Annotated in this window: 22 protein-coding genes; 16 read left to right on the top strand and 6 right to left on the bottom strand. The window is 66.2% G+C overall.

The window, feature by feature from the left end; translation table 11 throughout:
- Positions 1-19: 19 nt before the first annotated feature.
- On the bottom strand, positions 20-1537 hold the full coding sequence (fadD17, locus tag G6N09_RS05770; RefSeq protein ID WP_083027265.1) for a long-chain-fatty-acid--CoA ligase FadD17: 1518 nt from the start codon (positions 1535-1537) through the stop codon (positions 20-22).
- Between the two features lie 116 nt (positions 1538-1653).
- On the opposite strand from fadD17, the gene G6N09_RS05765 reads away from it, so the two are divergent.
- Complete coding sequence (locus G6N09_RS05765; protein ID WP_234807090.1) at positions 1654-2076, top strand: nuclear transport factor 2 family protein; 423 nt, start codon at positions 1654-1656, stop codon at positions 2074-2076.
- A gap of 19 nt (positions 2077-2095) precedes the next feature.
- On the opposite strand, the gene G6N09_RS05760 is transcribed toward G6N09_RS05765, so the two are convergent.
- Together G6N09_RS05760 and G6N09_RS05755 are read right to left on the bottom strand one after the other, a co-directional pair.
- Positions 2096-3193 (bottom strand): acyl-CoA dehydrogenase family protein, encoded by a 1098-nt coding sequence (locus tag G6N09_RS05760; protein ID WP_083027263.1) that lies wholly within the window; start codon positions 3191-3193, stop codon positions 2096-2098.
- 35 nt (positions 3194-3228) lie between these two features.
- Positions 3229-4407, bottom strand: a complete 1179-nt coding sequence (locus tag G6N09_RS05755; RefSeq protein ID WP_083027261.1) for an acyl-CoA dehydrogenase family protein — start codon at positions 4405-4407, stop codon at positions 3229-3231.
- A gap of 192 nt (positions 4408-4599) precedes the next feature.
- On the opposite strand from G6N09_RS05755, the gene G6N09_RS05750 reads away from it, so the two are divergent.
- The 13 genes from G6N09_RS05750 (at position 4600) to G6N09_RS05690 (ending at position 16852) form a co-directional block, all read left to right on the top strand.
- Complete coding sequence (locus G6N09_RS05750) at positions 4600-4794, top strand: ferredoxin (protein WP_046188397.1); 195 nt, start codon at positions 4600-4602, stop codon at positions 4792-4794.
- Between the two features lie 82 nt (positions 4795-4876).
- On the top strand, positions 4877-5785 hold the full coding sequence (locus G6N09_RS05745) for a 3-oxoacyl-ACP reductase (protein ID WP_083027260.1): 909 nt from the start codon (positions 4877-4879) through the stop codon (positions 5783-5785).
- 241 nt (positions 5786-6026) lie between these two features.
- On the top strand, positions 6027-6791 hold the full coding sequence (locus G6N09_RS05740) for an MlaE family ABC transporter permease (RefSeq protein ID WP_083027258.1): 765 nt from the start codon (positions 6027-6029) through the stop codon (positions 6789-6791).
- Positions 6788-7630 (top strand): MlaE family ABC transporter permease, encoded by an 843-nt coding sequence (locus tag G6N09_RS05735; protein WP_083027256.1) that lies wholly within the window; start codon positions 6788-6790, stop codon positions 7628-7630. The genes G6N09_RS05740 and G6N09_RS05735 overlap by 4 nt, the downstream gene beginning before the upstream one ends.
- A gap of 41 nt (positions 7631-7671) precedes the next feature.
- A complete protein-coding gene (locus tag G6N09_RS05730; protein ID WP_083027254.1) occupies positions 7672-8844 on the top strand; it encodes an MCE family protein in 1173 nt (390 codons plus the stop codon).
- On the top strand, positions 8844-9881 hold the full coding sequence (locus G6N09_RS05725; protein ID WP_083027252.1) for a virulence factor Mce family protein: 1038 nt from the start codon (positions 8844-8846) through the stop codon (positions 9879-9881). The genes G6N09_RS05730 and G6N09_RS05725 overlap by 1 nt, the downstream gene beginning before the upstream one ends.
- A complete protein-coding gene (locus tag G6N09_RS05720) occupies positions 9841-10926 on the top strand; it encodes an MCE family protein (RefSeq protein WP_109558996.1) in 1086 nt (361 codons plus the stop codon). The genes G6N09_RS05725 and G6N09_RS05720 overlap by 41 nt, the downstream gene beginning before the upstream one ends.
- Positions 10923-12257, top strand: a complete 1335-nt coding sequence (locus G6N09_RS05715) for an MCE family protein (protein ID WP_083027250.1) — start codon at positions 10923-10925, stop codon at positions 12255-12257. The genes G6N09_RS05720 and G6N09_RS05715 overlap by 4 nt, the downstream gene beginning before the upstream one ends.
- Complete coding sequence (locus tag G6N09_RS05710; protein WP_083027248.1) at positions 12254-13441, top strand: MCE family protein; 1188 nt, start codon at positions 12254-12256, stop codon at positions 13439-13441. The genes G6N09_RS05715 and G6N09_RS05710 overlap by 4 nt, the downstream gene beginning before the upstream one ends.
- A 6-nt stretch (positions 13442-13447) precedes the next feature.
- Positions 13448-15145, top strand: coding sequence for an MCE family protein (locus tag G6N09_RS05705; RefSeq protein ID WP_083027246.1), 1698 nt, complete (start codon positions 13448-13450; stop codon positions 15143-15145).
- Entirely contained in the window at positions 15091-15810 is a 720-nt protein-coding gene (locus G6N09_RS05700) for an Rv1363c family protein (protein ID WP_407662656.1), read from the top strand. Before G6N09_RS05705 ends, G6N09_RS05700 begins: the two co-directional genes overlap by 55 nt.
- On the top strand, positions 15807-16295 hold the full coding sequence (locus tag G6N09_RS05695; RefSeq protein WP_083027322.1) for a mammalian cell entry protein: 489 nt from the start codon (positions 15807-15809) through the stop codon (positions 16293-16295). The genes G6N09_RS05700 and G6N09_RS05695 overlap by 4 nt, the downstream gene beginning before the upstream one ends.
- Positions 16296-16312: 17 nt before the next feature.
- Complete coding sequence (locus G6N09_RS05690; protein WP_133053100.1) at positions 16313-16852, top strand: hypothetical protein; 540 nt, start codon at positions 16313-16315, stop codon at positions 16850-16852.
- A gap of 25 nt (positions 16853-16877) precedes the next feature.
- On the opposite strand, the gene G6N09_RS05685 is transcribed toward G6N09_RS05690, so the two are convergent.
- A complete protein-coding gene (locus G6N09_RS05685; protein WP_234807086.1) occupies positions 16878-18371 on the bottom strand; it encodes an alpha,alpha-trehalose-phosphate synthase (UDP-forming) in 1494 nt (497 codons plus the stop codon).
- Positions 18372-18539, bottom strand: coding sequence for a hypothetical protein (locus G6N09_RS19465; RefSeq protein ID WP_165756610.1), 168 nt, complete (start codon positions 18537-18539; stop codon positions 18372-18374).
- Positions 18540-18617: 78 nt separating this feature from the next.
- On the opposite strand from G6N09_RS19465, the gene G6N09_RS05680 reads away from it, so the two are divergent.
- A complete protein-coding gene (locus tag G6N09_RS05680) occupies positions 18618-19580 on the top strand; it encodes an enoyl-CoA hydratase (protein ID WP_083027240.1) in 963 nt (320 codons plus the stop codon).
- 158 nt (positions 19581-19738) lie between these two features.
- The gene (locus tag G6N09_RS05675) at positions 19739-20560 is read left to right on the top strand and encodes an SDR family oxidoreductase (protein ID WP_083027238.1); all 822 of its coding nucleotides are present in this window, start codon (positions 19739-19741) and stop codon (positions 20558-20560) included.
- 141 nt (positions 20561-20701) lie between these two features.
- On the opposite strand, the gene G6N09_RS05670 is transcribed toward G6N09_RS05675, so the two are convergent.
- On the bottom strand, positions 20702-21583 hold the full coding sequence (locus tag G6N09_RS05670; RefSeq protein ID WP_083027236.1) for an NAD(P)-dependent oxidoreductase: 882 nt from the start codon (positions 21581-21583) through the stop codon (positions 20702-20704).
- Positions 21584-21614: the final 31 nt, after the last annotated feature.

Genomic DNA, 21614 nt, shown 5'->3' with positions numbered 1-21614 from the left:
CCGGCTGGCGCGAGTGCCGCTACCGGGAGATCCGATACACCGGATCGGCGCACTGCGTGCCCTCGGCGGACAACACCCGCTTGAGCACCTTGAACGTCTCGGTGCGCGGCAGCTCCTCGGACACCCGAACATAGGACGGCCACTGTTTGGGGCTCAAGTCGGGTTGCTCCGCCAGGAACGCCTGAAACTCGTCGGGGTCGAATGACGTTCCCCGAGCCAACACGAGCGCAGCCATCACCTGATCGCCTACGGCGGGGTCTGGGATGGGGTACACCGCCACATGGGCGACCGAGTTGTGGCGCAGCAGGATCCGCTCGATCGGCGCGGTGCCGAGGTTCTCCCCGTCCACGCGCATCCAGTCGCCGAGCCGGCCCGCGAAGTAGGCGAAGCCGGCTTCGTCGCGGTAGGCCAGGTCGCCGGAGTGATAGATCCCGCCGGCCATCCGTTGTGCCTCGGCCTCGGGATCGCGATAGTAGCCGCGGAATTGGCCGCGGCCGCTGGCGTTCACCAGCTCTCCGACCACACCGGGCGGGCACTCCTCGCCGGTCTCCACATCGATGATGGTGTTGCCGTCGATCAGCGGTCCCAGTGCTGCGGGCGGGGTATCAGGGGTACGCCCGATCGCCACTCCACCCTCGGTGGAACCGAACGCGTCGATCACGGTGCACCCGAACCGGGTCGCGAACCGCTCCAGGTCCCGCGGCGCGCCCTCGTTGCCATACAGCAGCCGTAGCGGGTTGTCGGCATCGTCGTCCCGCGCCGGCGTGGCCAGCACGTAGGACAGCGGTTTGCCCACGTAGTTGGCGTAGGTCGCCCCGAAGCGGCGCACATCCGGTATGAAACCAGAGGCGGAGAATTTGCGGCGCAACGCGATCGATGCCCCGGCGGCCACTGCCACCGACCAGCCGGCCATCACCGCATTGGAGTGGAACAGCGGCATCGACAGGTAGCAGACGTCCGAGGGGCCCAGGCCGAACCGCCCCGAGAGCATCACCCCCGGAAACGCAGCCTTCCACTGTGTGCAACGAACGGCTTTCGGGTCGCCACTGGTGCCCGAGGTGAAAATGAGCATGAACAGCTCGTCGGGGTCGGCGTCCCGGAACGTCACCGGTGTGCCGTCATAGCCGGCCAATTCCGAATTCCACGAGGATGATTCGACATCGATCATGCCGTCGATCGTGACGCCGGTGGTGGCGTCGGCCAGCACCAGCTGGCAGTCGGCGTGGGCCGCATCGCGCTCCAGGGCCGCGCCCCGGCGGGTGGGATTCAAGCCCACCGGCACGATGCCGGTCAGTGCCGCCGCAACCAACACGGTCGAGAAGAACGGTGTATTACCCAGCAGCACACCGACATGCGGCGGCCTCGCCGGGTCGATCCGAGCCCGCAGTGCGGCGCCGAGCCGAGCGCCCGCGGCGAGGTGATCCCGCCAGCTGACAAAAGTGTCCTCGTAGAAGACACCGCGGTCGTCGACCTCGGCCAGGCGACTCAGCAGTGCTGTGACGGTGGAAGGTTCGGCGATTTCGGCGGGTGATGACATGGTGATCAGATTAGTGTTGGAATAGAGCGGTGACTGATTCGCAGGCGTTCGACGCCATAGCAGCCCTGAAACACATCGCCGATGTCGATGCCATCAAGGACGTCAAATACCGCTATATGCGGGCCCTGGACACCAAGCACTGGGACGACTTCGAGGCCACCCTGGCCGACGACGTCACCGCCGCCTACGGCCAGTCGATGGGCAGCAAGCACACATTCACCGGCCGTGCGGAGCTGGTGGAGTTCATGCGGAACTCCCTGCCCGGCAACGTCATCACCGAGCACCGGGTGAATCATCCCGAGATCACCCTCACCGGCCCGGACACCGCAACCGGAATCTGGTACCTGCAGGACCGGGTGATCGTTCCCGACGTCAATCTCATGCTGATCGGGGCAGGTTTCTACCACGACACCTACTGCCGCACCGCCGACGGCTGGAAGTTCAGCCACACCGGCTACGACCGGACCTACGACGCCACCGTGGCCCTGACGGATCTGCCAGGGTTCAAGGTGACGTTCGGGGATGCCCTGAACCGCTAGAACTTTCCGGCTCAACCCACTATGCGGGCGTGTCGGCCAGTTCGCGGCCGATCGCCAGCAGTGCTCCGGTGGCGCCGCCAAGCGCGAACTCGGTTTGCTTGGCGGCCAGGAAGTAGCGGTGGATCGGGTGGTCGATGTCGATACCGACCCCGCCGTGAATGTGGACGATGCTGTGGGCCACCCGGTGGCCGGCCTCGGCCGCCCAGAACGCGGCGGTGGCCACCTGGGTGGTGGCGGGCAGACCTTCGCTGACCCGCCACGCCGCCTGGGTGAGCGTGAGCCGCAGGCCCTTGACGTCGATGTAGCCGTCGGCGAGCCGCTGCGACACGGCTTGGAAGCTGCCGATCGGCTTGTCGAACTGTTCGCGCTCACGGGCGTAGTGGGCGGTCAGGGCCAGGCCACGCTCCAGCACGCCCAGCTGGTAGGCGCTGTGGCCGAGTGCCGCCACGCTGAGAAGATGGTCGAGCACCTCGGCGCCGCCGACGAGGCGGTCGGCCGCCAGCTCGGTGCCCGATAGCTCCAGGTGGCCCACGCTGCCCCGGCCGGTGGTGGCAAGCGAGGTCACCGTCACTCCAGGATCGGACGCGGAGACCAGGAAGACCGCTGCGCCGGAATCGGTTTCGGCTGCCACCAGGAATGCGTCGGCGACGGAGGCGAATCCGACCTGGGTGCGGGTGCCGGTGAGGCGGTAGCCGCCTTCGGCCGTAGCGGCCCGAACCGGACCTTCACCCATGTCGCCGTCGAGGGCCACGGTGAGGATCTTCTGGCCGGCTACGGCGGGGGCGCCCCAGGTCTGCTGCAGATCGGCCGAGCCGAACTTGGCCAGCGTCTCGGCGGCGAGCACTACCGACTCCAGGTAAGGCACCGCTGCCAGTTGGCGGCCCAGCGCGGTCAGGATCGCGGTCTGCTCCAGAACGCCGAACCCTCCGCCGCCCAGCGACTCGCTCGCCGCGCTGGACACCACGTCGGCGTCGATGAGCTTGCGCCACAGCTCGGTGTCGAAGCGCTCATCCAGCCCGTCCAGCTCACGCTGGCGCTCGGGTGTGCACACGGCGTCCACGATGGTGCCGACCAGGCCCGAAAGGTCGTCAGATGCTTCGGTAGTGGTGAAGTCCATGAGTACTAGCCTCCAAAGTCTGTGGGGTCGTCAGGTCAGCGGTTGCGGGGCAGGCCCAGCGCAACCATGCCGATGATGTCGCGCTGCACCTCGTTGGTGCCGCCGCCGAAGGTCAGGATCAAGCACGCCCGGTGCATCCGCTCCACCCGCCCGCGCAGCAGCGCACCGGGGGAGTCCTGACGCACGGTGGCGGCGGTACCGAGTACCTCCATCAACAGTCGGTAGGCCTCGGTCGCCAGTTCGGTGCCGAAAACCTTTGCCGCCGAGGCGTCCGCCGGGGACGGGGCAGCTTTGTCGGTCGAGGCCAGCTCCCAGTTGATCAGCTTGAGGACCTCGGCCTTGGCCAATACCCGGGCCAGGTTGAGCTGCACCCACTGCGAATCGATGATCCGGTTGCCGTGGGCGTCTTTGGTGTTCTGTGCCCACTCGCGGACCTCTTCGAGAGCCAGCAGGATGGGCTGCGCCGAGACCAGGGCAACGCGCTCGTGGTTGAGCTGGTTGGTCACCAGCTTCCAGCCGGCGTGCTCTTCGCCGACCAGGCTGGTGACCGGGACTCGCACGTCCTGGTAGTAGGTGGCGCTGGTGTCCGGGCCGGCCATGGTGTGCACCGGGGTCCAGGAGAAACCCTCGGCCGTGGTGGGCACGATCAGCATCGAGATGCCGCGATGCTTCTTGGCCTCCGGGTTGGTCCGGGCGGCCAGCCACACATAGTCGGCGTAGGCGATCAGCGACGTCCACATCTTCTGGCCGTTGATCACGTACTCGTCACCGTCACGCACCGCGGTGGTGCGCAGTGACGCCAGGTCGGTGCCGGCGCCCGGCTCGGAATAGCCGATCGCGAAGTGCAACTCGCCGGCGGCGATCTTGGGCAGGAAGAACTTCTTCTGCTCTTCGGTGCCGAACGCCATGATGGTCGGGGCGACGCTGTTGATCGTCAGGAACGGCACCGGGGCGCCGGCGATGGCGGCCTCGTCGGTGAAGATCAACTGTTCCATCGGGGAACGCGCCTGGCCGCCGTACTCCTTGGGCCAGCTCAGCGTCAGCCAGCCGTCTTGACCCATCTGGGCCACGGTCTCGCGGTAGACGTTGCCGGTGCCGTACTCGCCCTGCGTCGAGCTCAGGGCCTCGCGGCGCTCCGGCGTCATCAGCGTGGTGAAGTAGGACCTCAGTTCGCTGCGCAGCTCTTCTTGGGCCGGCGTATAGCTGATCTGCATCGGGGGAGTCCTTCGCGGGTGATCGGTGTCACGATAAGATTCGGTTCGACAGCCCGTTGTAACACGTTCTAGTCCCGGGGTCCAACGGCCCTAGTGGGTCGTGCGGGCAAGCTGTCGGATCGTATGGTGACACTAGTGGACGACGACGGCCGGAAAAGCTCGGTCGGCGCAGGGCTTTTACAGGAGAATGTCATGCGAGTTGAGGTAGATCTGGATCGCTGCGAGGGCAACGCGATTTGCGTCGGAATCGACCCCGACCTGTTTGATCTGAACGATGACGAGCAGGCAGAGGTCAAACTCGCCCCGGTCCCGGCTGACCGGGAAGCCCACGCCGAGCAGGCCATCGCTGAGTGCCCGCGGGCCGCGTTGCGTCGCGTCGAGGACTAAGCCCGCCACGGGCGACTACTAGAGGTATTCATAACCGCCGACGACCACGAGGTGCGCCGGCGACATATAAGGAGCGGCGTAGATGACTGACAACGCGATCGATCTGACCGGCAAGGTCGCAGTGGTGACCGGCGCGGCCGCCGGCCTGGGACGTGCCGAGGCGATCGGGCTGGCCCGCTCCGGTGCCACGGTGGTCGTCAACGACATCGCTGCGGCGTTGGAGTCCTCCGATGTCATCGACGAGATCGCGACGGCAGGCGGCAAGGGCGTGCCGGTGGCCGGCGACATCAGTCAGCGGTCCACCGCCGACGAGCTCATCAGCACCGCCGATGGCTTGGGCGGGCTGAACATCGTGGTCAACAACGCCGGGATCACCCGCGACCGGATGTTGTTCAACATGTCCGACGACGACTTCGACGCGGTGATCGCCGTACATCTGCGGGGGCACTTCCTGCTGACCCGCAACGCGGCGGCCTACTGGCGGCAGAAGTCCAAGGAGTCCGACGCCGGCATCTATGGCCGCATCGTCAACACCTCCTCGGAAGCCGGTCTGATGGGCCCGGTCGGACAGGCCAACTACGGCGCGGCCAAGGCCGGCATCACCGCGCTCACGCTCTCGGCGAGCCGGGCGCTGAGTCGCTACGGCGTAACCGCCAACGCGATCTGCCCGCGTGCCCGCACCGCGATGACGGCCGAGGTGTTCGGCGAGGCCAAGGTGGGCGAGGGGGAGATCGACCCGCTGTCGCCCGAGCATGTCGTCACCTTGGTCCGGTTCCTGGCCTCACCGGCTTCAGCGGCGGTGAGCGGTCAGGTGTTCGTCGTCTACGGACCTGAGGTGACCCTGATGGCCGCGCCGACCGTGGAGCGCAAGTTCAGCGCCGACGGCCAGGCCTGGGACGCCGACGGCCTGTCGGCCACGCTGGCGAATTACTTCGCGGGCCGGGACCCCGGCCGCACTTTCTCGGCCTCCGAACTCATGTCCAGCGATTAGGACAGAATTAGAACGCGTTACAGCGAGGCCTAGGTCACAATGTGCGTTGACCAGGCCAGATATCGCAGCAGTCTGGCCAAAACACGTCCTTTGACACTGAGAACGTGTTCTAGTTAATATGATCTGGCTCACGTGGGGCGGGGTCTGAATTGCACGAATTGACGCCGGTTGCAGCAGGTTGCCGGATACAGTTTTGCGACCACCGATGCCCCGGAAGCCCGACCTGAGGGAAGGACGTCTCTTGATCGAACAGCTCACGGTTCCGGCTCGGGCCGTGGGCGGTTTCGTCGAGATGTCGCTGGAGACGTTTCGGGCCATGTTCCGTCGGCCGTTCCAGTACCGCGAGTTCCTCGACCAGACCTGGATGATCGCTCGGGTGTCGCTGCTGCCGACGGTGCTGGTGGCCATCCCGTTCACCGTGCTGGTGGCGTTCACTCTCAACATCCTGTTGCGCGAGATCGGCGCGGCCGACCTGTCCGGCGCCGGAACCGCCTTCGGCACCATCACCCAGCTGGGGCCGGTGGTCACCGTGCTCGTGGTGGCCGGCGCGGGCGCGACCGCCATCTGTGCGGATCTGGGCGCGCGAACCATTCGCGAAGAGATCGACGCGATGCGCGTGCTCGGCATCGACCCGATCCACCGGCTGGTGGTGCCCCGAGCCCTGGCGTCGACCTTCGTGGCGCTGATGCTCAACGGCCTGGTGTGTGCGATCGGCCTGGTCGGCGGCTACGTGTTCTCCGTCTTTCTGCAGGGCGTCAACCCCGGCGCCTTCATCAACGGGCTCACCGTGCTCACCGGCCTCGGTGAGTTGGTGATGGCCGAGATCAAGGCGCTGCTGTTCGGCACCGCGGCCGGCCTGATCGGCTGTTATCGCGGACTGACCGCCAAGGGCGGACCCCAGGGCGTGGGCAACGCGGTCAACGAGACCGTGGTCTACGCCTTTATTTGTCTGTTCGTCATCAACGTGGTCATGACCGCGATCAGCGTCCGGGTGCTGGTCAAATGAGCTACGACGCCACGTTGCGGTTCCGGCGGCTGTTTCGTGGGGTGCCCAAAGCCGTCGACAACTTCGGTGAGCAGGCACTGTTCTACGCCGAATCGATCCGCTACGTCCCCAACGCGCTGACGAAGTACCGCAAGGAGACCATCCGGCTGATCGCCGAGATCACCATGGGCACCGGCGCGCTGGCCATCATCGGCGGAACGGTCGGGGTGGCCACTTTCCTCACCCTGGCCTCCGGTGGAGTGATCGCGGTCCAGGGCTTCTCGTCGCTGGGCAACATCGGCATCGAGGCGCTGACCGGATTCCTGTCGGCATTCCTCAATGTCCGGATCGTCGCCCCAGTGGTGGCCGGTATCGCACTGGCCGCCACCATTGGGGCCGGCACCACAGCCCAGCTGGGCGCCATGCGGGTGGCCGAGGAGATCGACGCCGTCGAAGCGATGGCGGTGCATGCCATTTCCTACCTGGTCTCGACCCGGCTGGTGGCCGGCCTGATCGCGATCATCCCGCTGTATTCACTGTCGGTGCTGGCCGCATTCTTCGCTGCACGGTCCACCACGGTGTTCATCAACGCGCAGTCGCCGGGCCTCTACGACCACTACTTCGATACGTTCCTGATCCCCACGGATCTGCTGTGGTCCTTCCTGCAGGCGATCATCATGTCGGTCGCGGTGATGCTGGTGCACACCAATTACGGCTACAACGCAGCCGGCGGCCCCGTCGGGGTGGGCATCGCCGTCGGTCAGGCCGTGCGCACCTCGCTGGTGGTTGTGGTCGTCATTACGTTGTTCGTTTCGCTCGCCGTATACGGCGGGTCCGGTAACTTCAATCTTTCGGGCTAGCAGGGGAATTACACGTGCAAACGGGATCGACTCGTACCCAGGTGAGGCTTGCTGCGGCAATCCTCGGTGCGATCCTGCTTGCCGCCACCGTCTTCACCTATATGTCCTACGTGTCGGTCTTCAGCTCCACCGACAAGGTCACCGTCACCTCGCCGCGGGCCGGCCTGGTGATGGAACAAGACGCCAAGGTCAAGTACCGCGGTATTCAGGTCGGCAAGGTCAAATCGATCGCCTATCAGGGTGATCAGGCCAAGCTGTCGCTGGCGATCGACAGTGCTGCCATGCATCAGATTCCGTCGAACGCCGCGGTGCACATTGCCGGCAACACCATCTTCGGGGCCAAGTCGGTGGAGTTCATTCCGCCGCCGGTGCCGTCCGGCGCCGCGCTGCGCAACGGTGCGAACGTTCCGGCGTCTCACGTGCAGCTCGAAGTCAACACCCTGTTCCAGAAGCTGACCGATGTGCTGGACAAGATCGACCCGGTGCAACTCAACGGCTCCGTCAGCGCACTGGCCGAGGGGCTGCGCGGCAATGGACAGAACCTGGGCGAGCTGCTGTCCGGGCTGAACAGCTACCTCGGGAAGCTCAATCCGAAGCTGCCGCAACTGCAGTCGGGCTTCGCCAAGACCGCCGTCGTCGGCAATATCTATGGTGATGCCGCCCCGGACCTGGCTACCACCTTCGACAACATCCCGGCGATCAGCAAGACCTTGGTGGATCAGCGGGAGAACTTGAACAAGGCGCTGCTGGCAACGACGGGTCTGGCCAACAACGGCTACGACACCCTTGCCCCGGCCGCCGACGACTTCATCGCCGGGGTCCAGCGGTTCCGCGCCATGAGCAGCCTGCTGGCCGAGTACTCACCGGAGTTCGGTTGCCTCCTCAAGGGAATCGAAAAGGCCCTGGAACGCTTCGGTCCGTCGCTGGGTGGTACCAAGCCCGCCCTGTATGTGCAGTCCAGCTTCATCCCGGGCGCACCGGCCTACACCTACCCGGAGAGCCTGCCGGTGGCCAACGCGACCGGCGGGCCGAACTGCCGTGGGTTGCCCGATCTGCCGAGCAAGCAATACGGCGGGTCGTGGTTCCGGTCGCCGTTCCTGGTGACCGACAGCGCCTACATCCCGTTCCAGCCCAACACCGAGGTCCAGTTCGACGCCCCCTCCACAGCGCAATTCCTCTTCAACGGGGCATTCGCGGAACGGGATGAATACTGATGTCGTCGCGCGGCACCCTGATCAAGGTTGCGATCTTCTCCCTGGCCATGCTGCTGGTCTCCGCCGGCCTGGTGGTGGTGTTCGGCGAGTTCCGATTCACCTCGAACAACACCTACCACGCCGATTTCGTCACGGCGTCCCGGCTCAAGGGCGGCCAGGATGTGCGGATCGCCGGCATCCCGGTGGGCACGGTCAAGCGGGTCGAGCTGACCCCGGACAACCACGTCCGGGTCACCTTCGATCTGGACAAGCGCTACCAGCTCTACGATTCGACCCGTGCCCTGATCCGCTATGAAAACCTGGTCGGCGACCGGTATCTCGAGATCGCCTCGGGCGCAGGCGACATGGGCAAGCTGCCGCCGGGCGGCACCATCGCCCGAGACCACACTCAGCCGGCCCTGGACCTGGATGCATTGCTCGGCGGTATGCGCCCGCTGCTCAAGGGTCTGGACGGCGGGAAGATCAACGAGATCAGCAATGCGCTCATCGAGCTGCTGCAGGGTCAGGGCGGCGCCCTGACTCAGATGCTGGCGAGCACCAGCTCGTTCACCACCACGCTGGCTTCTCGTGACCAGCTGATCGGCGACGTGATCAACAACTTGAACACCGTGCTGGGCACCGTCGACGAGAAGAGCGAACAGTTCGACGCCACCGTCGATCGCCTCCAGCAGCTGATCACCGGGCTGGCCCAAGGTAAGGACGCGATCGCGGGCGCCATCGGACCGCTGGCCTCGGTCGAGAACGATCTGACCGACACGCTGCGCCGCACTCGGCGGCCGCTGCAGGGCGTGCTCGAAAACGCGCGGCCGTTGGCTACGGTGCTGGACAAGCGCAAGCAGGAGCTCAACGACGTCATCGATCCGTTGGAGGAGAACTACCTGCGCTTGAACGCATTGGGCGCCTACGGCTCGTTCTTCAACATCAACTACTGCACGGTCGCGCTGAAGTTCAACGGCCCCGCCGGCAGTGACATCATCCTGCCCATGGGTGGCCAGAATGACACCAGCAAGGGGAGGTGCTCTCCTGTCAAAGAGTGACGGCGTAAACCCGGTTCGCACGGGTCTTTTGGGCATCGCACTGGTGACGTTCCTGATGGTGGTGTCATTCGGTTACACCAGCCTGCCGTTCTGGCCGCAGGGCAAGAACTATCACGCCTACTTCGCCGATGCCGGCGGCATCATCGCCGGCAACGACGTGACGGTGTCCGGCATTCGGGTGGGCAAGGTCAAGTCGGTGTCGTTGGCCGGGGCCAGCGCCAAGGTGGACTTCACCGTGGACCGCCAGGTCCGGGTGGGGGACCAGTCGTTGGCCGCCATCCGCACCGACACCGTGCTGGGTGAGAAGGCGCTGTCGGTCACCCCCGCCGGTGCCGGCTCAGTCACCGAGATTCCGCTCGAGCGCACCCGCGCTCCCTACACGCTCAACAACGCCCTGCAGGACCTCGGCGGAAATGTCCGCGACCTGGACAAGCCGCGCTTCGAAGAGGCGCTCCAGGTGCTCACCGACTCGATGCGCGAGGCAACGCCGCAGCTGCGCGGAGCACTCGACGGGGTGGCCGCGCTGTCGCGCAGCATCAACCGCCGTGACGAGGCCCTGGGGCAGTTGCTGACGCACGCCAAGGTGGTCACCGGCGTGCTCAATCAGCGTGCCGGCCAGGTCAACCAGCTGGTCCTCGACGGTAACCAGCTGTTCGCGGCGCTGGATGAGCGCCGACAGGCCCTCGGCGCCCTGATCGGTGGAATTGGCGATGTGTCGCAACAGCTTTCCGGTTTCGTGACCGATAACGAAAGGGAGATCGGTCCGACCCTGAATAAGCTCAACCTGGTACTGGACAATCTGATCGAGCGCGAGGATCGGATCGTCGGAGCGCTGGACCGGTTGCCCGGATACGCCACCACGCTCGGAGAGGTGGTGGCCTCGGGACCGGGCTTCCAGATCAACCTGTACGGTCTGCCGCCGCCGACGATGGCCGAGGTGATGGTCGACATGTTCTTCCAGCCCGGCAAGCTCCCCGACAGCCTGGCCGACTACCTGCGCGGGATGATCTCCGACCGCACCGTCATCAGGCCGAAGTCGCCATGACGCGCCGAACCTCACGCATCGTCCTCGCCGGTGTGCTCGCCGTACTGCTGGCCGTCGCGGCCTATGTGGTGCTGCCCGCCCAGCGCAGCTACCGCATCACCGGCTATTTCGCCTCCGCGGTGGGCCTCTACCCGGGTGACGACGTCCGGGTGGTCGGGGTCCCGGTCGGCCGTATCGAGTCCATCGAGCCGCGCGCCGAGAACGTCAAGATCACCATGTCGGTGAACAAGGGCGTGCCGTTGCCGGCCGACGTTCACGCGTTGCTGATGGCGCCCAATATCGTCTCGGCGCGAGTCGTTCAGCTGGCCCCGGCCTACACCGAGGGAGAGAAGCTCGCCGATGGGGCCGTCCTGGGTGAAGATCGCACCGCCGTCCCGGTCGAGTGGGACGAGGTCAAGCAGGAGCTGACTCAGCTCAGCGCCCAGTTGGGCCCGGAGCAGGGCAAGCTCAACGGCGCGCTGAGCGCGTTCGTCAACCAGGCCGCCGACACCTTCGACGGCAACGGCGACTCGTTCCGCAACGCCCTGCGGGAACTGTCGACCACCACCGGACGGCTCGGTGACTCACGCACCGACCTCTTCGGCACCGTCAAGAACCTGCAGGTCCTGGTGGAGGCGCTCTCGGGCAGTAACGAGCAGATCGTCCAGTTCACCGACCACGTCGCTGCGGTGTCGGGAGTATTGGCCGAGAGCTCGGCCGACCTGGACGTCACGCTGGGCACCCTCAGTCAGGCGTTGCGCGACGTCCGTGGATTCCTGCACAACAACAACGACGCATTGATCGCGCAGGTCGACAAGCTGGCGGAGTTCACCAAAACACTCTCGGATCAGAGTGACAACTTCGAGCAGGTACTGCACATCACGCCGCACGGCCTGGTCAACTTCTACAACATCTACAACCCCGCCCAGGGTTCGCTGGCCGGCCTGCTGTCGCTGCCGGACTTCGCCAACCCGGTGCAGTTCATCTGCGGCGGCGTCTTCGATGTCGGTTCGGTTCCAGACAACTTCAAGCGGGCCGAGATCTGCAAGGAGCGGATGGGACCGGTCATGCGGCGCTGGGCGATGAACTTCGTCCCGTTGCTGTTCCATCCGGTCAACTCGATCACCGCCTACAAGGGCCAGATCATCTACGACACTCCGGCTACCGAGGCCAAGTCCCAGACGCCGCTGCCGTACCTGAAATGGCTGCCTGCACCGGGTGTCACTCCACCCAGCACTGAAGACGTCGCGGCGTTGTTCCTGCCGCCGCCGTTGCCGGGGCAGCTGGGCAAGCCGCCCGGCCCGACCGGGCCGGCCCAGCCCGGTGCCGGTGCACCACGGGAGGGCGGATGAGCGTGAAGTCTCTTGCCGCTGCGCTGCGGCGTGGCGGGCGGCGAAGCGCCGTGCTCGGCGCTGGGATGTTGGTGCTGTCGGGTTGCCAGTTCGGCGGGCTGAACTCACTGAACATGCCGGGCACCGCGGGCCACGGTAAAGGCTCTTACACCGTTACGGTGCAACTGCCGGACGTGACCACCCTGCCGCAGAACTCGCCGGTCATGGTCGATGACGTCACGGTCGGAAGCGTCTCGGGTATCCGGGCGGTGCAGCAGCCTGACGGCAGTTTCTATGCCGCGGTCAAGCTGTCCTTGGATGGCGATGTTCATCTGCCGTCCAACGCCATCGCCAAGGTCGCGCAGACGTCACTGTTGGGTTCCCAGCACATCGAACTGGCCGAGCCCACAGATCAGCCGCCGGCGGGCCATCTCGCACCCGGGGACGAGATACCCCTGAGCCGGACCGGGCGCTACCCCAGCACCGAAGAAGTGCTGTCTTCGTTGGGTGTGGTGGTCAACCAGGGCAATCTCGGTGCGGTGCAGGACATCACCGAAGAGGCCTACGCCGCGGTGGCCGGCCGTGCCGGTACGTTCGCCGAGCTGGTGCCGCGACTGGCCGAACTCACGGCGTCGCTGGACCACCAGGCCCGCGACATCATCGCGGCCGCCGAGGGCCTCAATCGGGTGGGTGCGACGCTGGCTCGCAGCGCTCCCAGCCTGGCGCGGGCGCTGGACACCATGCCCGCGGCGTTGCAGGTGCTCAACGACAACCGCAGCAACATCGTCGATGCCTTCGGCGCGCTGCAGCGGCTGGCCGTGGTCGGGTCGCGCATCATGAGCGAGGCCAAGGAAGACTTCGCGGCCGACGTCAAGGACCTGTACCCGATCGTCAAGGCGTTCGCCGACAACGCCAACGAATTGGTGACGGCGTTCCCGTTCATTCCCACGTTCCCGTTCCCGTCAATGTATCTGCGCAACGCTGTGCGCGGCGACTTCCTCAACGTCTATGTCATCTTCGACATGACACTGCGGCGATTCGGCGAAACGGTGTTCACCACTGGCGGTTTCGACCCGAACATGCCGCACATGCACGACATCCTCAACCCACCCGACTTCTTGATCGGCGAGATGGCAAACCTGTCCGGTCAGGCCGCCGACCCGTTCAAGATCCCGCCCGGCACGGCCGCCCACTATGAGGAATGACCCGCGATGCTGACCCGCCTCGTTCGAATCCAACTCGGGATCTTCGCCGTGGTCACAGTGCTGGCCGTCGGTGCGATCTCGATCCTCTACCTGCATGCGCCGAGCCGGTTGGGTATCGGCACCTACACGGTGACGGCCGACTTCATCGGTGGCGGCGGCATCTATAAGAGCGCCAATGTCACCTACCGCGGCGTGACCGTGGGCCGGGTCGAGTCGGTCCAACTCAGCGACAACGGCGTCGACGCCGCCATGCGACTCAACAGCGCCACCAAGATCCCCAACAATGTGACAGCAACCGTCAAGAGCATGTCGGCGATCGGTGAACAGTTCATCGACCTGGTGCCCCCGTCGGGAGACCCGGCTGCGGGCGTGTTGCGCAACGGCGCCCGCATCGGTCAGGACCGCACCGCGATCGGCCAAGACATCGCCGGAATGCTCGACCAGGCCCAGTCGCTGGTCAACAGCATCGGCAACAGTCGCCTGCGTGATCTGCTGCGCAGCGCCTTCGAGGGATTCAACGGTTCCGGCCAGGAATTGGCCCGGATGATCTCGTCGTCGCGGCAGCTGATCGACGAGGCCAATGCCAACTTCGACGCAACGTCGACGCTGATCGACCAGGTTGAGCCCTTCTTGGATGCCCAGATCCGCAGCGGCGACGACATCAAGAAGCTGTCCCGGTCGCTTGCGACGGTCACCACCGAGGTGCGCAATGCCGACCCGCAGCTGCGTGAAGTACTGCAGACCCTGCCCAGCGTCGCCGACGAGGTCAACACCACCTTCGACGGGATCCGGGCATCGTTTCCGACCCTGGCGGCCAGCATCGCCAACTTTGGCCGGGTCGGGGTCATCTACCGCAACTCCATCGAGCAGGCGCTGGTGGTGTTTCCCGCGCTGATGGCCGCGCTGATCACCGTCGCCGGTGGCGTGCCGATGGACGAGGGCGCAAAGCTGGACTTCAAGATCGACATGCACGACCCGCCCCCATGCACGGTCGGCTTCCTGCCGTTCACCGAGATGCGCTCGCCGGCCGACGAGACGGTCCGTGATCTGCCCAAGGGGCTGTACTGCAAGGCGGCGCAGAACGATCCGACCGCGGTCCGCGGCGCGCGCAACTACCCGTGCATGGAATATCCGGGCAAGCGGGCGCCCACCATCCAGCTCTGCCGCGACCCGCAGGGCTTTGTCCCGATCGGCAGCAACACCTGGCGTGGCCCGCCAGTCCCGTATGACACCCCGATCACCGACCCGCGGATGCAGCGGCCGATGAACAAGTTCCCCTACATCCCGCCGTCGACGGACTACGACCCGGGACCACCCGTCGTGGCGCTGCCGCCGGGAGTCCCCGCGGGGCCGGGACCGGCACCCAACCCGCCGTTCCCGCTGCCGTACCCGCCTAATGAGCTCGGGTCCAACCCGCCGGCGCCGTGGCCGTACTACGCGCCGCCGGACCAGAACATGCCGACCAGTCCGGGCGGCAACGGTGGTCTGCCCGCCTACGGTCGTGACCCCGCGCCGGGACCGGTCCCCGCGCCCGCGCCCGGACCGTTGCCCGCCGAGGCCAATGGCGTGGCCTACAGCAGCTATGACCGGAGCGGAAAGTTCGTGGATCCGGCCGGCAACAGTGGGGTCTTCGTCTCCGGGTCCGACAAATGGCTGCCGGCAGAGAACTGGGCCGATCTGATGCTCGCGCCGAGGCAGACGTGAGCGGACCAGACGACGCAAAGATCCGACGCCGGGCCTCGCGGGCTGCTGGACCCGCCGGCGATGCCGCCGAGACGGCCACTGCGGTAACCATTCCTGCCCCCAGTCCCTCCGCGGTGCGGGCGGTCCGGCCGGCCGGACCACCGCCGCGGCGGCTGCCCAATGCTCGACAGACCGCGAAAACCGCGGGCATCGGAGTCCTGGTGGCATCGGTACTGCTGGGCGGGCTGGTCGCCATACTCGGCGTGCAGCACCGGCATGCCGACGCGGCGCACCAGCGTGATCAGCGATTCGTCGACACCGCGGTGCAGACCGTGCTGAACATGTACACCTATACGCCCGACACCATCAACGAGCAGGTGGATCGCTTCGTGGCCGGCACCAGCGGCCCACTACGAGACACCATGGCGGCCAACTCGGAGAACCTCAAGGCTCTGCTGCGAGAGACCAAGCACAGCTCCGAGGCCGTCATCAACGCCAAGGCGCTTGAGGGCATCGACAACGTCGCCGGCAACGCCTCGGTGCTGGTGGCGATGCGCGCCACCGCCACCGACGCCGACGGCATCAACAGGCCCTCGCAGCCCTACGCGTTGCGGGTGATCGTGCATGAAGACAACGCGGGCAACATGACCGCATACGACCTCAAGTGGCCGGGGGGCAGCGGATGACACGGCGGTGGATCGGACTCGCCGTCCTCGTAGGAGTGCTCGTGGGGTTCGTGGGCCTGGGGGCCGCGGCCGCATCGCTGTACTGGAGCCGGGTTGAGGCGCGCGGTGAGCAGACGACGCGCGCGGAGTTGGTCAGGCTCACTGCCGATGAGATCCCCAAGGTGCTGGGTTATGAGTACAAGACGGTGGAGCGCAGCCTGACCGAGACCTACCCACTGTTCACCGGCGACTATCGCCGTGAGTTCGAGGCTCGCGCCATGAACGAGATCATTCCGCAGGCCCGCGAGAAGCAGTTGGTGAACCAAGTCGACGTCGTCGGCGTGGGTGCCATGGCTTCGCACCGGACCTCGGGTTCAGTGCTGGTGTTCGTCAACCGCACCGTGACGGGCAAGTCCAAGGAGAAGTACTACGAGGGCAGTCGCCTCCGGGTGGACTTCCGCAAGATCGACCGCAAGTGGCTGATCAGCAATATCGCGCCGATCTAGCTGAAAGGATGAGCGCCATGGGAAAACTCGTTCGTGGGCTGGGCATCTTGGCTGCGGCGCTGACGGCGGCCACCGGGCTGGCGGTCCAGGCCGGGGCCGACGACGACGCGATCCCGGAAGGGACGATCGAGGGCGTCTACACCTACAACGACGGTGTCAAGTCCGCGACCTGGAAGATCTACCCGCTGTGCGTGCCGACCGTTGGTGACGGCCGGGTTCCACTACACACGGCGCTGGGATGCAAACTGCAGGTCGAAAGTAACGGACCGCCGGGACAAGCCGGGGCCTATCGCTTGGCCAATGGTCGGTGGACCTACAAGACCCCGCTGCTCGCGGGCACCAGGTGCTCGAACGGCAGTACTGCCGCCAGCGAGGAGATGTACCAGTTCGACACGTCCCTCAACGGGACCTACACCCAGTCGCACAATGCGGTGTGCGGACTGCAGCCCGGGTTGGAGAAGCGCCCGTTCACGCTGACTTTCATCTCCCCGCTGCCGGTTCCGGTCATCCACTACCCGTTGAACTGCCAGGACAACCCGATCCACCTGTGTAGCTAGCGTCGACCAGGCGCGGGCAGCTGAGCTACTCCGCGGAGTTGGCGAGCGCACCCAGGAAGGAGCGGGCCCAGCGGTCGACGTCATGGGCCAGCACCTGGCGGCGCATGGCCCGCATCCGTCGGCGGCCCTCTTCGGGGGCCTGATTGATCGCCGCCTCGATGACGTCCTTGACGCACTCGGGGTCGTGCGGGTTGACCAGGTAAGCCTGACGTAATTCGGCTGCGGCGCCGGTGAATTCGCTCAAGACCAGGGCGCCGCCGAGGTCGCTGCGGCAGGCGACGTATTCCTTGGCGACCAGGTTCATGCCGTCCCGCAGCGGGGTGACCAGCATGACGTCGCTGGCGACAAAGAAGGCGATCAGTTCGTCGCGCGGGACCGGGCGGTGCAGGTAGTGCACCACCGGGTGGCCCACTTCGCTGTACTCGCCGTTGATGTGGCCGACTTGACGCTCGATGTCGTCGCGCAGGATCTGATAGCTCTCCACCCGCTCCCGGCTAGGTGTTGCCAGCTGGATCAACACGGTGTCGTCGCGCTTGGCGCGGCCCTCGGCCAGCAGTTCATTGAAAGCCTTGAGCCGGACGTCGATGCCCTTGGTGTAGTCCAGGCGGTCGACGCCGAGCAGGATCTTGCGGGGATGGCCGAGCTCGGCCCGAATCTCCTTGGCGCGACGCCGGATGCCGCGTTCGCGGGCCTTGCGGTCGAGTTCGCCGGAATCAATGGAGATGGGGAATGCACCGACCCGCACGGTGCGATCGGCCAGCCGTACCTCGCCGAACTTGCTGCGCACTCCGACCGAGCCGCGCGAGGTGACCGCCCCGGCGAGATTGCGGGCCAGATAGAGGAAGTTCTGGGCGCCGCCCGCCAAATGGAAGCCGACCAGGTCGGCGCCGAGCAGGCCGTCGACGATCTCGGCGCGCCAGGGCAGCTGCATGAACAGCTCCACCGGTGGAAACGGGATGTGCAGGAAGAAGCCGATGGTGACATCGGGTCGCAGATCCCGAAGCATCTTGGGAACCAGCTGCAACTGGTAGTCCTGAACCCAGACCGTGGCGCCGGGGGCGGCGGCCCGCGACGCGGCTTCAGCGAAGCGGCGGTTGACGTCGACGTAGCGGTCCCACCACTGCCGGTGATAGATCGGCTTGACGATCACGTCGTGATACAGCGGCCACAAGGTGGCGTTGGAGAAGCCTTCGTAGTATTCGGCGATGTCGGTGGTGCTCAGCGGGACGGGGTGCAGCCGGAGGTCTTCGACGTCGATCGGGTCCTCGGGGGCATCCAGGCTGCCGGGCCAGCCCACCCAGGCGCCGCGGCGTTTACGCAGCAGCGGCTCCAGTGCTGTGACTAAGCCGCCGGGGCTGCGTTTCCAGGTCGTGGTGCCGTCGGGCAGCACCTCGATGTCGATCGGCAGCCGGTTGGCTACGACGACGAAATCGGACTCTCCGGGCTCATGCGGCGGTCCCAGCTTCGGCTCTCCTTCGTCGAGCCTCGCTGAACCGCCGGGTGGCACCGCCTCCGGCATTTAGGCCTTCTCGGGTGTCGCAGGCCCGATTCCCAGCATGGACAGGAACACCCGGCACTCATCGGCGTCCTCGGCGTAAGCAGCTACAACTCGCCGGGCCTGACGCGCGGTGCTGTCGGCCAGCGGTTCCACGTCCTCGATGTCGGCGGGTTCGGATTTAGCAGGCATGACTCGACTCTAGCGAAGTGCGCGCTGTGTCACACCTGGCTCGGCCAGGCTGGGCGGTCGGTCGTAGCCTGTGATGCGATGACGACGAGCACGGAGGCCGCGGGAGATATGGGCACATCGGACACCGATTCGGAGCAGGTCGGCGATTCTTCGGCCCCCTTGGTCGACTACGAAACGCTCGATGACGGGCGCATCGCCAGGATCTGGCTGAACCGCCCTGACGTGCACAATGCACAGAATCGCACCCTGCTGGTGCAGCTCGACGAGGCATTCGGCCGCGCCGAGGCCGACGACACCGTCCGGGTGGTGATTCTGGCTGCACGGGGCAAGAACTTCTCTGCCGGCCACGATCTGGGCTCAGAGGCCACGCTGCTCGAGCGGCGTCCCGGTCCGGCGCAGCATCCGACGTTCCAGTCCCACGGTGCCACCCGGGAAGCGCCCGTCGAGAAGACCTACCTGCAGGAATGGCACTTCTTCTTCCAGAACACCTGTCGGTGGCGCGACCTGCGCAAGATCACTATCGCGCAGGTGCAAGGCAACGCCATCTCCGCCGGTCTGATGCTGATCTGGGCATGTGACTTGATCGTCGCTGCGGACAACGCCCGGTTCTCCGACGTGGTCGGGGTGCGGTTGGGTATGCCCGGCGTGGAGTACTACGCCCACCCGTGGGAGTTCGGGCCGCGCAAGGCCAAGGAGCTGCTGCTGACCGGGGATTCGCTGGACGCCGACGAGGCTTACCGGCTGGGGATGGTCTCCAAGGTGTTTCCGGCCGACGAGCTGGCCGACAAGACTCTGGAGTTCGCCCGGCGCATCGCGAAGCTGCCCACGATGGCCTCACTGCTGATCAAGGACTCGGTGAACGGTGCTGCCGACGCGATGGGCTTCACCGAGGCGTTGCGGCACGGCTTCCACATCCACCAGCTCGGCCATGCGCATTGGGCGGCCCACAACGAGAACCGAGCTCCACTGGGCCTGCCGCCGGACGTCGAAGACTGGCGCACCGCCAGGCCCACCGCCGTGGCCCGCCGCGACCAGCCCTGATCGGGCAGTCACCCGTCGTTCGTTCCTCTCGCCGAGCGTGAAGTTGGCGTCACGCCCGACGTGTGAGCGTGACGCCAACTTCACGTTCGGCGGGGGCGGGGGCCGGTGGCATGGTTCCATAGGTAGAACCTGTTTCAGTTTTGACGTGAGGGGTCGGTGTGCAGCTCTCGTTTGAAGACCGCAGTTACCTGGTCACCGGGGGCGGTAGCGGCATCGGCAAGGCCGTGGCAGCGGGCCTGGCCGCCGCCGGAGCCGATGTGGTGATCGTCGGGCGAGACGCCGATCGCTTGGCTGCGGTGGCCGCCGAGCTCGGGGCCACGGTCCGTCACGTGCCGACCGACGTCACCGACGAGGACAGCGTGATCGCCGCCGTCGATGCCGCGGTGGCCGGGCGCGGCCGCCTGCACGGCGTGGTGCACTGCGCCGGGGGTTCGCAGACCATCGGGCCGATCACCCAGATCGACTCGGAGCTGTGGCGGCGCACCGTCGACCTCAATGTCAACGGCACCATGTATGTGCTCAAGCACGCGGGTCGGGCGCTGGTGCGCGGCGGTGGGGGATCGTTCGTGGGGATCTCCTCGATTGCGGCCAGCAATACTCATCGCTGGTTCGGGGCCTACGGGCCCACCAAGTCGGCCCTGGACCACATGATGCAGTTGGCCGCCGACGAGCTGGGTGCCTCCTGGGTTCGGGTCAACAGCATTCGGCCAGGCCTGACTCGCACTGAGCTGGTTGCCCCGATTCTGGACTCGCCCGAGCTGAGCGAGGACTACCGCGTGTCGACGCCGCTTCCCCGGCCCGGCGAGGTGGAAGACGTCGCCAATCTGGCGCTGTTCCTGCTCAGCGACGCGGCCGGCTACATCACCGGCCAGGTGATCAACGTCGACGGAGGTCAGATGCTGCGTCGCGGCCCGGACTTCTCGTCAATGCTGGAGCCGGCGTTCGGTGCCGACGGGCTCCGGGGCGTGGTTCAGGGCTGACCGGCTAACCGCTTGGCGTCGAGCCTCGCTAACCGCTGGGGTTTGTTCGGCGGTTCAGCTTCGGCTCTCCTGCGTCGAGCCTCGCTAACCGCTGGGGTTTGTTTCGGCGGTTCAGCTTCGGCTCTCCTGCGTCGAGCCTCGCTAACCGCCGAGACCCGCGTCGTGCTGCGCCACGGTGGCAATCGCCGACCAGTCCAACTGCCCGCCGCCGTTGGCGAGCAGGGTCAGGAAGCGGTCGCGCAGCAGACTGCCCAGTGGCAGTGGCACGGTCAGCTCCTCGGCCGCCTGCAGTGCCAACCGGACGTCCTTGAGCCCGAGGGTGGCGGCGAAACCGGCGGGTTCGAAGCTCTTGCGGGCGATCAGGTCGCCGTAGGTCCGATACGCCGGAGCGTTGAACAGTGTCGAGGTGAGGATGTCGACGTAGGCCGCCGGGTCCACCCCGGCCTTGCCCACCAGCGCGATGGCCTCACCGAGTGATTCGAGGACAGTGGCGAGCAGAAAATTGCCGGACAGTTTCACCAGATTGGCGGTGTGTGGCTGCTCCGACACCACAAAAGTGCGCTGACCGATCGCGTCGAAAAGCGGTGCCATCACGTCCAGCACCGCCGGCGCGCCGGCGGCGATCACAAAGAGCTTTGCCGCCGCTGCGGCATCAGGCCGGCCGAATACGGGTGCGGCGACAAACGACTGCCCTGCGTCGGCGTGCACGGCGCAGAGCCGCCGGGACAATGCCACGCTGATGGTGCTCGACGAGACGTGCGTGCCGCCGGGCGGCAACGACGCCACGATGCCGTCCGGGCCGAACGTGACGTGCTCGACGGCGTCGTCATCGGCCAGCATCGTCTGCACCACACCGCCACGACAGGCCTCGGCAATTGTGATTGCCCTCGTGGCGCCTTGCTGAACCAGGGCGTCGACTTTGGCTGGCGATCGGTTGTAGGCGCTGACAGCGTGTCCCGCCCTGAGCAGATTGACGGCCATGCCGTGGCCCATATTCCCTAGACCGATGAATCCGACGTGCATGGTGTGCAGCTTGCCCTGTATGTGTGTATGA

Source organism: Mycolicibacter minnesotensis, from assembly GCF_010731755.1.
In the GTDB taxonomy this organism is placed as follows: domain Bacteria; phylum Actinomycetota; class Actinomycetes; order Mycobacteriales; family Mycobacteriaceae; genus Mycobacterium; species Mycobacterium minnesotense.
The sequence above is the reverse complement of the archived record's forward strand: the minus strand, read 5'-3'. Positions and strand labels throughout refer to the sequence as shown.

Bases quoted from the DNA above. Each gene is read 5' to 3' on its own strand.
- G6N09_RS05725 (WP_083027252.1), top strand. From the start codon at position 8,844: ATGTCGTCGCGCGGCACCCTGATCAAGGTTGCGATCTTCTCCCTGGCC.
- G6N09_RS05720 (WP_109558996.1), top strand. From the start codon at position 9,841: ATGACACCAGCAAGGGGAGGTGCTCTCCTGTCAAAGAGTGACGGCGTA.
- G6N09_RS05760 (WP_083027263.1), bottom strand. From the start codon at position 3,193: ATGGACTTCACCACTACCGAAGCATCTGACGACCTTTCGGGCCTGGTC.
- G6N09_RS19465 (WP_165756610.1), bottom strand. From the start codon at position 18,539: ATGCCTGCTAAATCCGAACCCGCCGACATCGAGGACGTGGAACCGCTG.
- G6N09_RS05695 (WP_083027322.1), top strand. From the start codon at position 15,807: ATGACACGGCGGTGGATCGGACTCGCCGTCCTCGTAGGAGTGCTCGTG.
- G6N09_RS05750 (WP_046188397.1), top strand. From the start codon at position 4,600: ATGCGAGTTGAGGTAGATCTGGATCGCTGCGAGGGCAACGCGATTTGC.
- G6N09_RS05700 (WP_407662656.1), top strand. From the start codon at position 15,091: ATGGCTGCCGGCAGAGAACTGGGCCGATCTGATGCTCGCGCCGAGGCA.
- G6N09_RS05755 (WP_083027261.1), bottom strand. From the start codon at position 4,407: ATGCAGATCAGCTATACGCCGGCCCAAGAAGAGCTGCGCAGCGAACTG.
- G6N09_RS05670 (WP_083027236.1), bottom strand. From the start codon at position 21,583: ATGCACGTCGGATTCATCGGTCTAGGGAATATGGGCCACGGCATGGCC.
- G6N09_RS05680 (WP_083027240.1), top strand. From the start codon at position 18,618: ATGACGACGAGCACGGAGGCCGCGGGAGATATGGGCACATCGGACACC.
- fadD17 (WP_083027265.1), bottom strand. From the start codon at position 1,537: ATGTCATCACCCGCCGAAATCGCCGAACCTTCCACCGTCACAGCACTG.
- G6N09_RS05715 (WP_083027250.1), top strand. From the start codon at position 10,923: ATGACGCGCCGAACCTCACGCATCGTCCTCGCCGGTGTGCTCGCCGTA.
- G6N09_RS05745 (WP_083027260.1), top strand. From the start codon at position 4,877: ATGACTGACAACGCGATCGATCTGACCGGCAAGGTCGCAGTGGTGACC.
- G6N09_RS05710 (WP_083027248.1), top strand. From the start codon at position 12,254: ATGAGCGTGAAGTCTCTTGCCGCTGCGCTGCGGCGTGGCGGGCGGCGA.
- G6N09_RS05705 (WP_083027246.1), top strand. From the start codon at position 13,448: ATGCTGACCCGCCTCGTTCGAATCCAACTCGGGATCTTCGCCGTGGTC.
- G6N09_RS05690 (WP_133053100.1), top strand. From the start codon at position 16,313: ATGGGAAAACTCGTTCGTGGGCTGGGCATCTTGGCTGCGGCGCTGACG.
- G6N09_RS05765 (WP_234807090.1), top strand. From the start codon at position 1,654: ATGCGGGCCCTGGACACCAAGCACTGGGACGACTTCGAGGCCACCCTG.
- G6N09_RS05735 (WP_083027256.1), top strand. From the start codon at position 6,788: ATGAGCTACGACGCCACGTTGCGGTTCCGGCGGCTGTTTCGTGGGGTG.
- G6N09_RS05685 (WP_234807086.1), bottom strand. From the start codon at position 18,371: ATGCCGGAGGCGGTGCCACCCGGCGGTTCAGCGAGGCTCGACGAAGGA.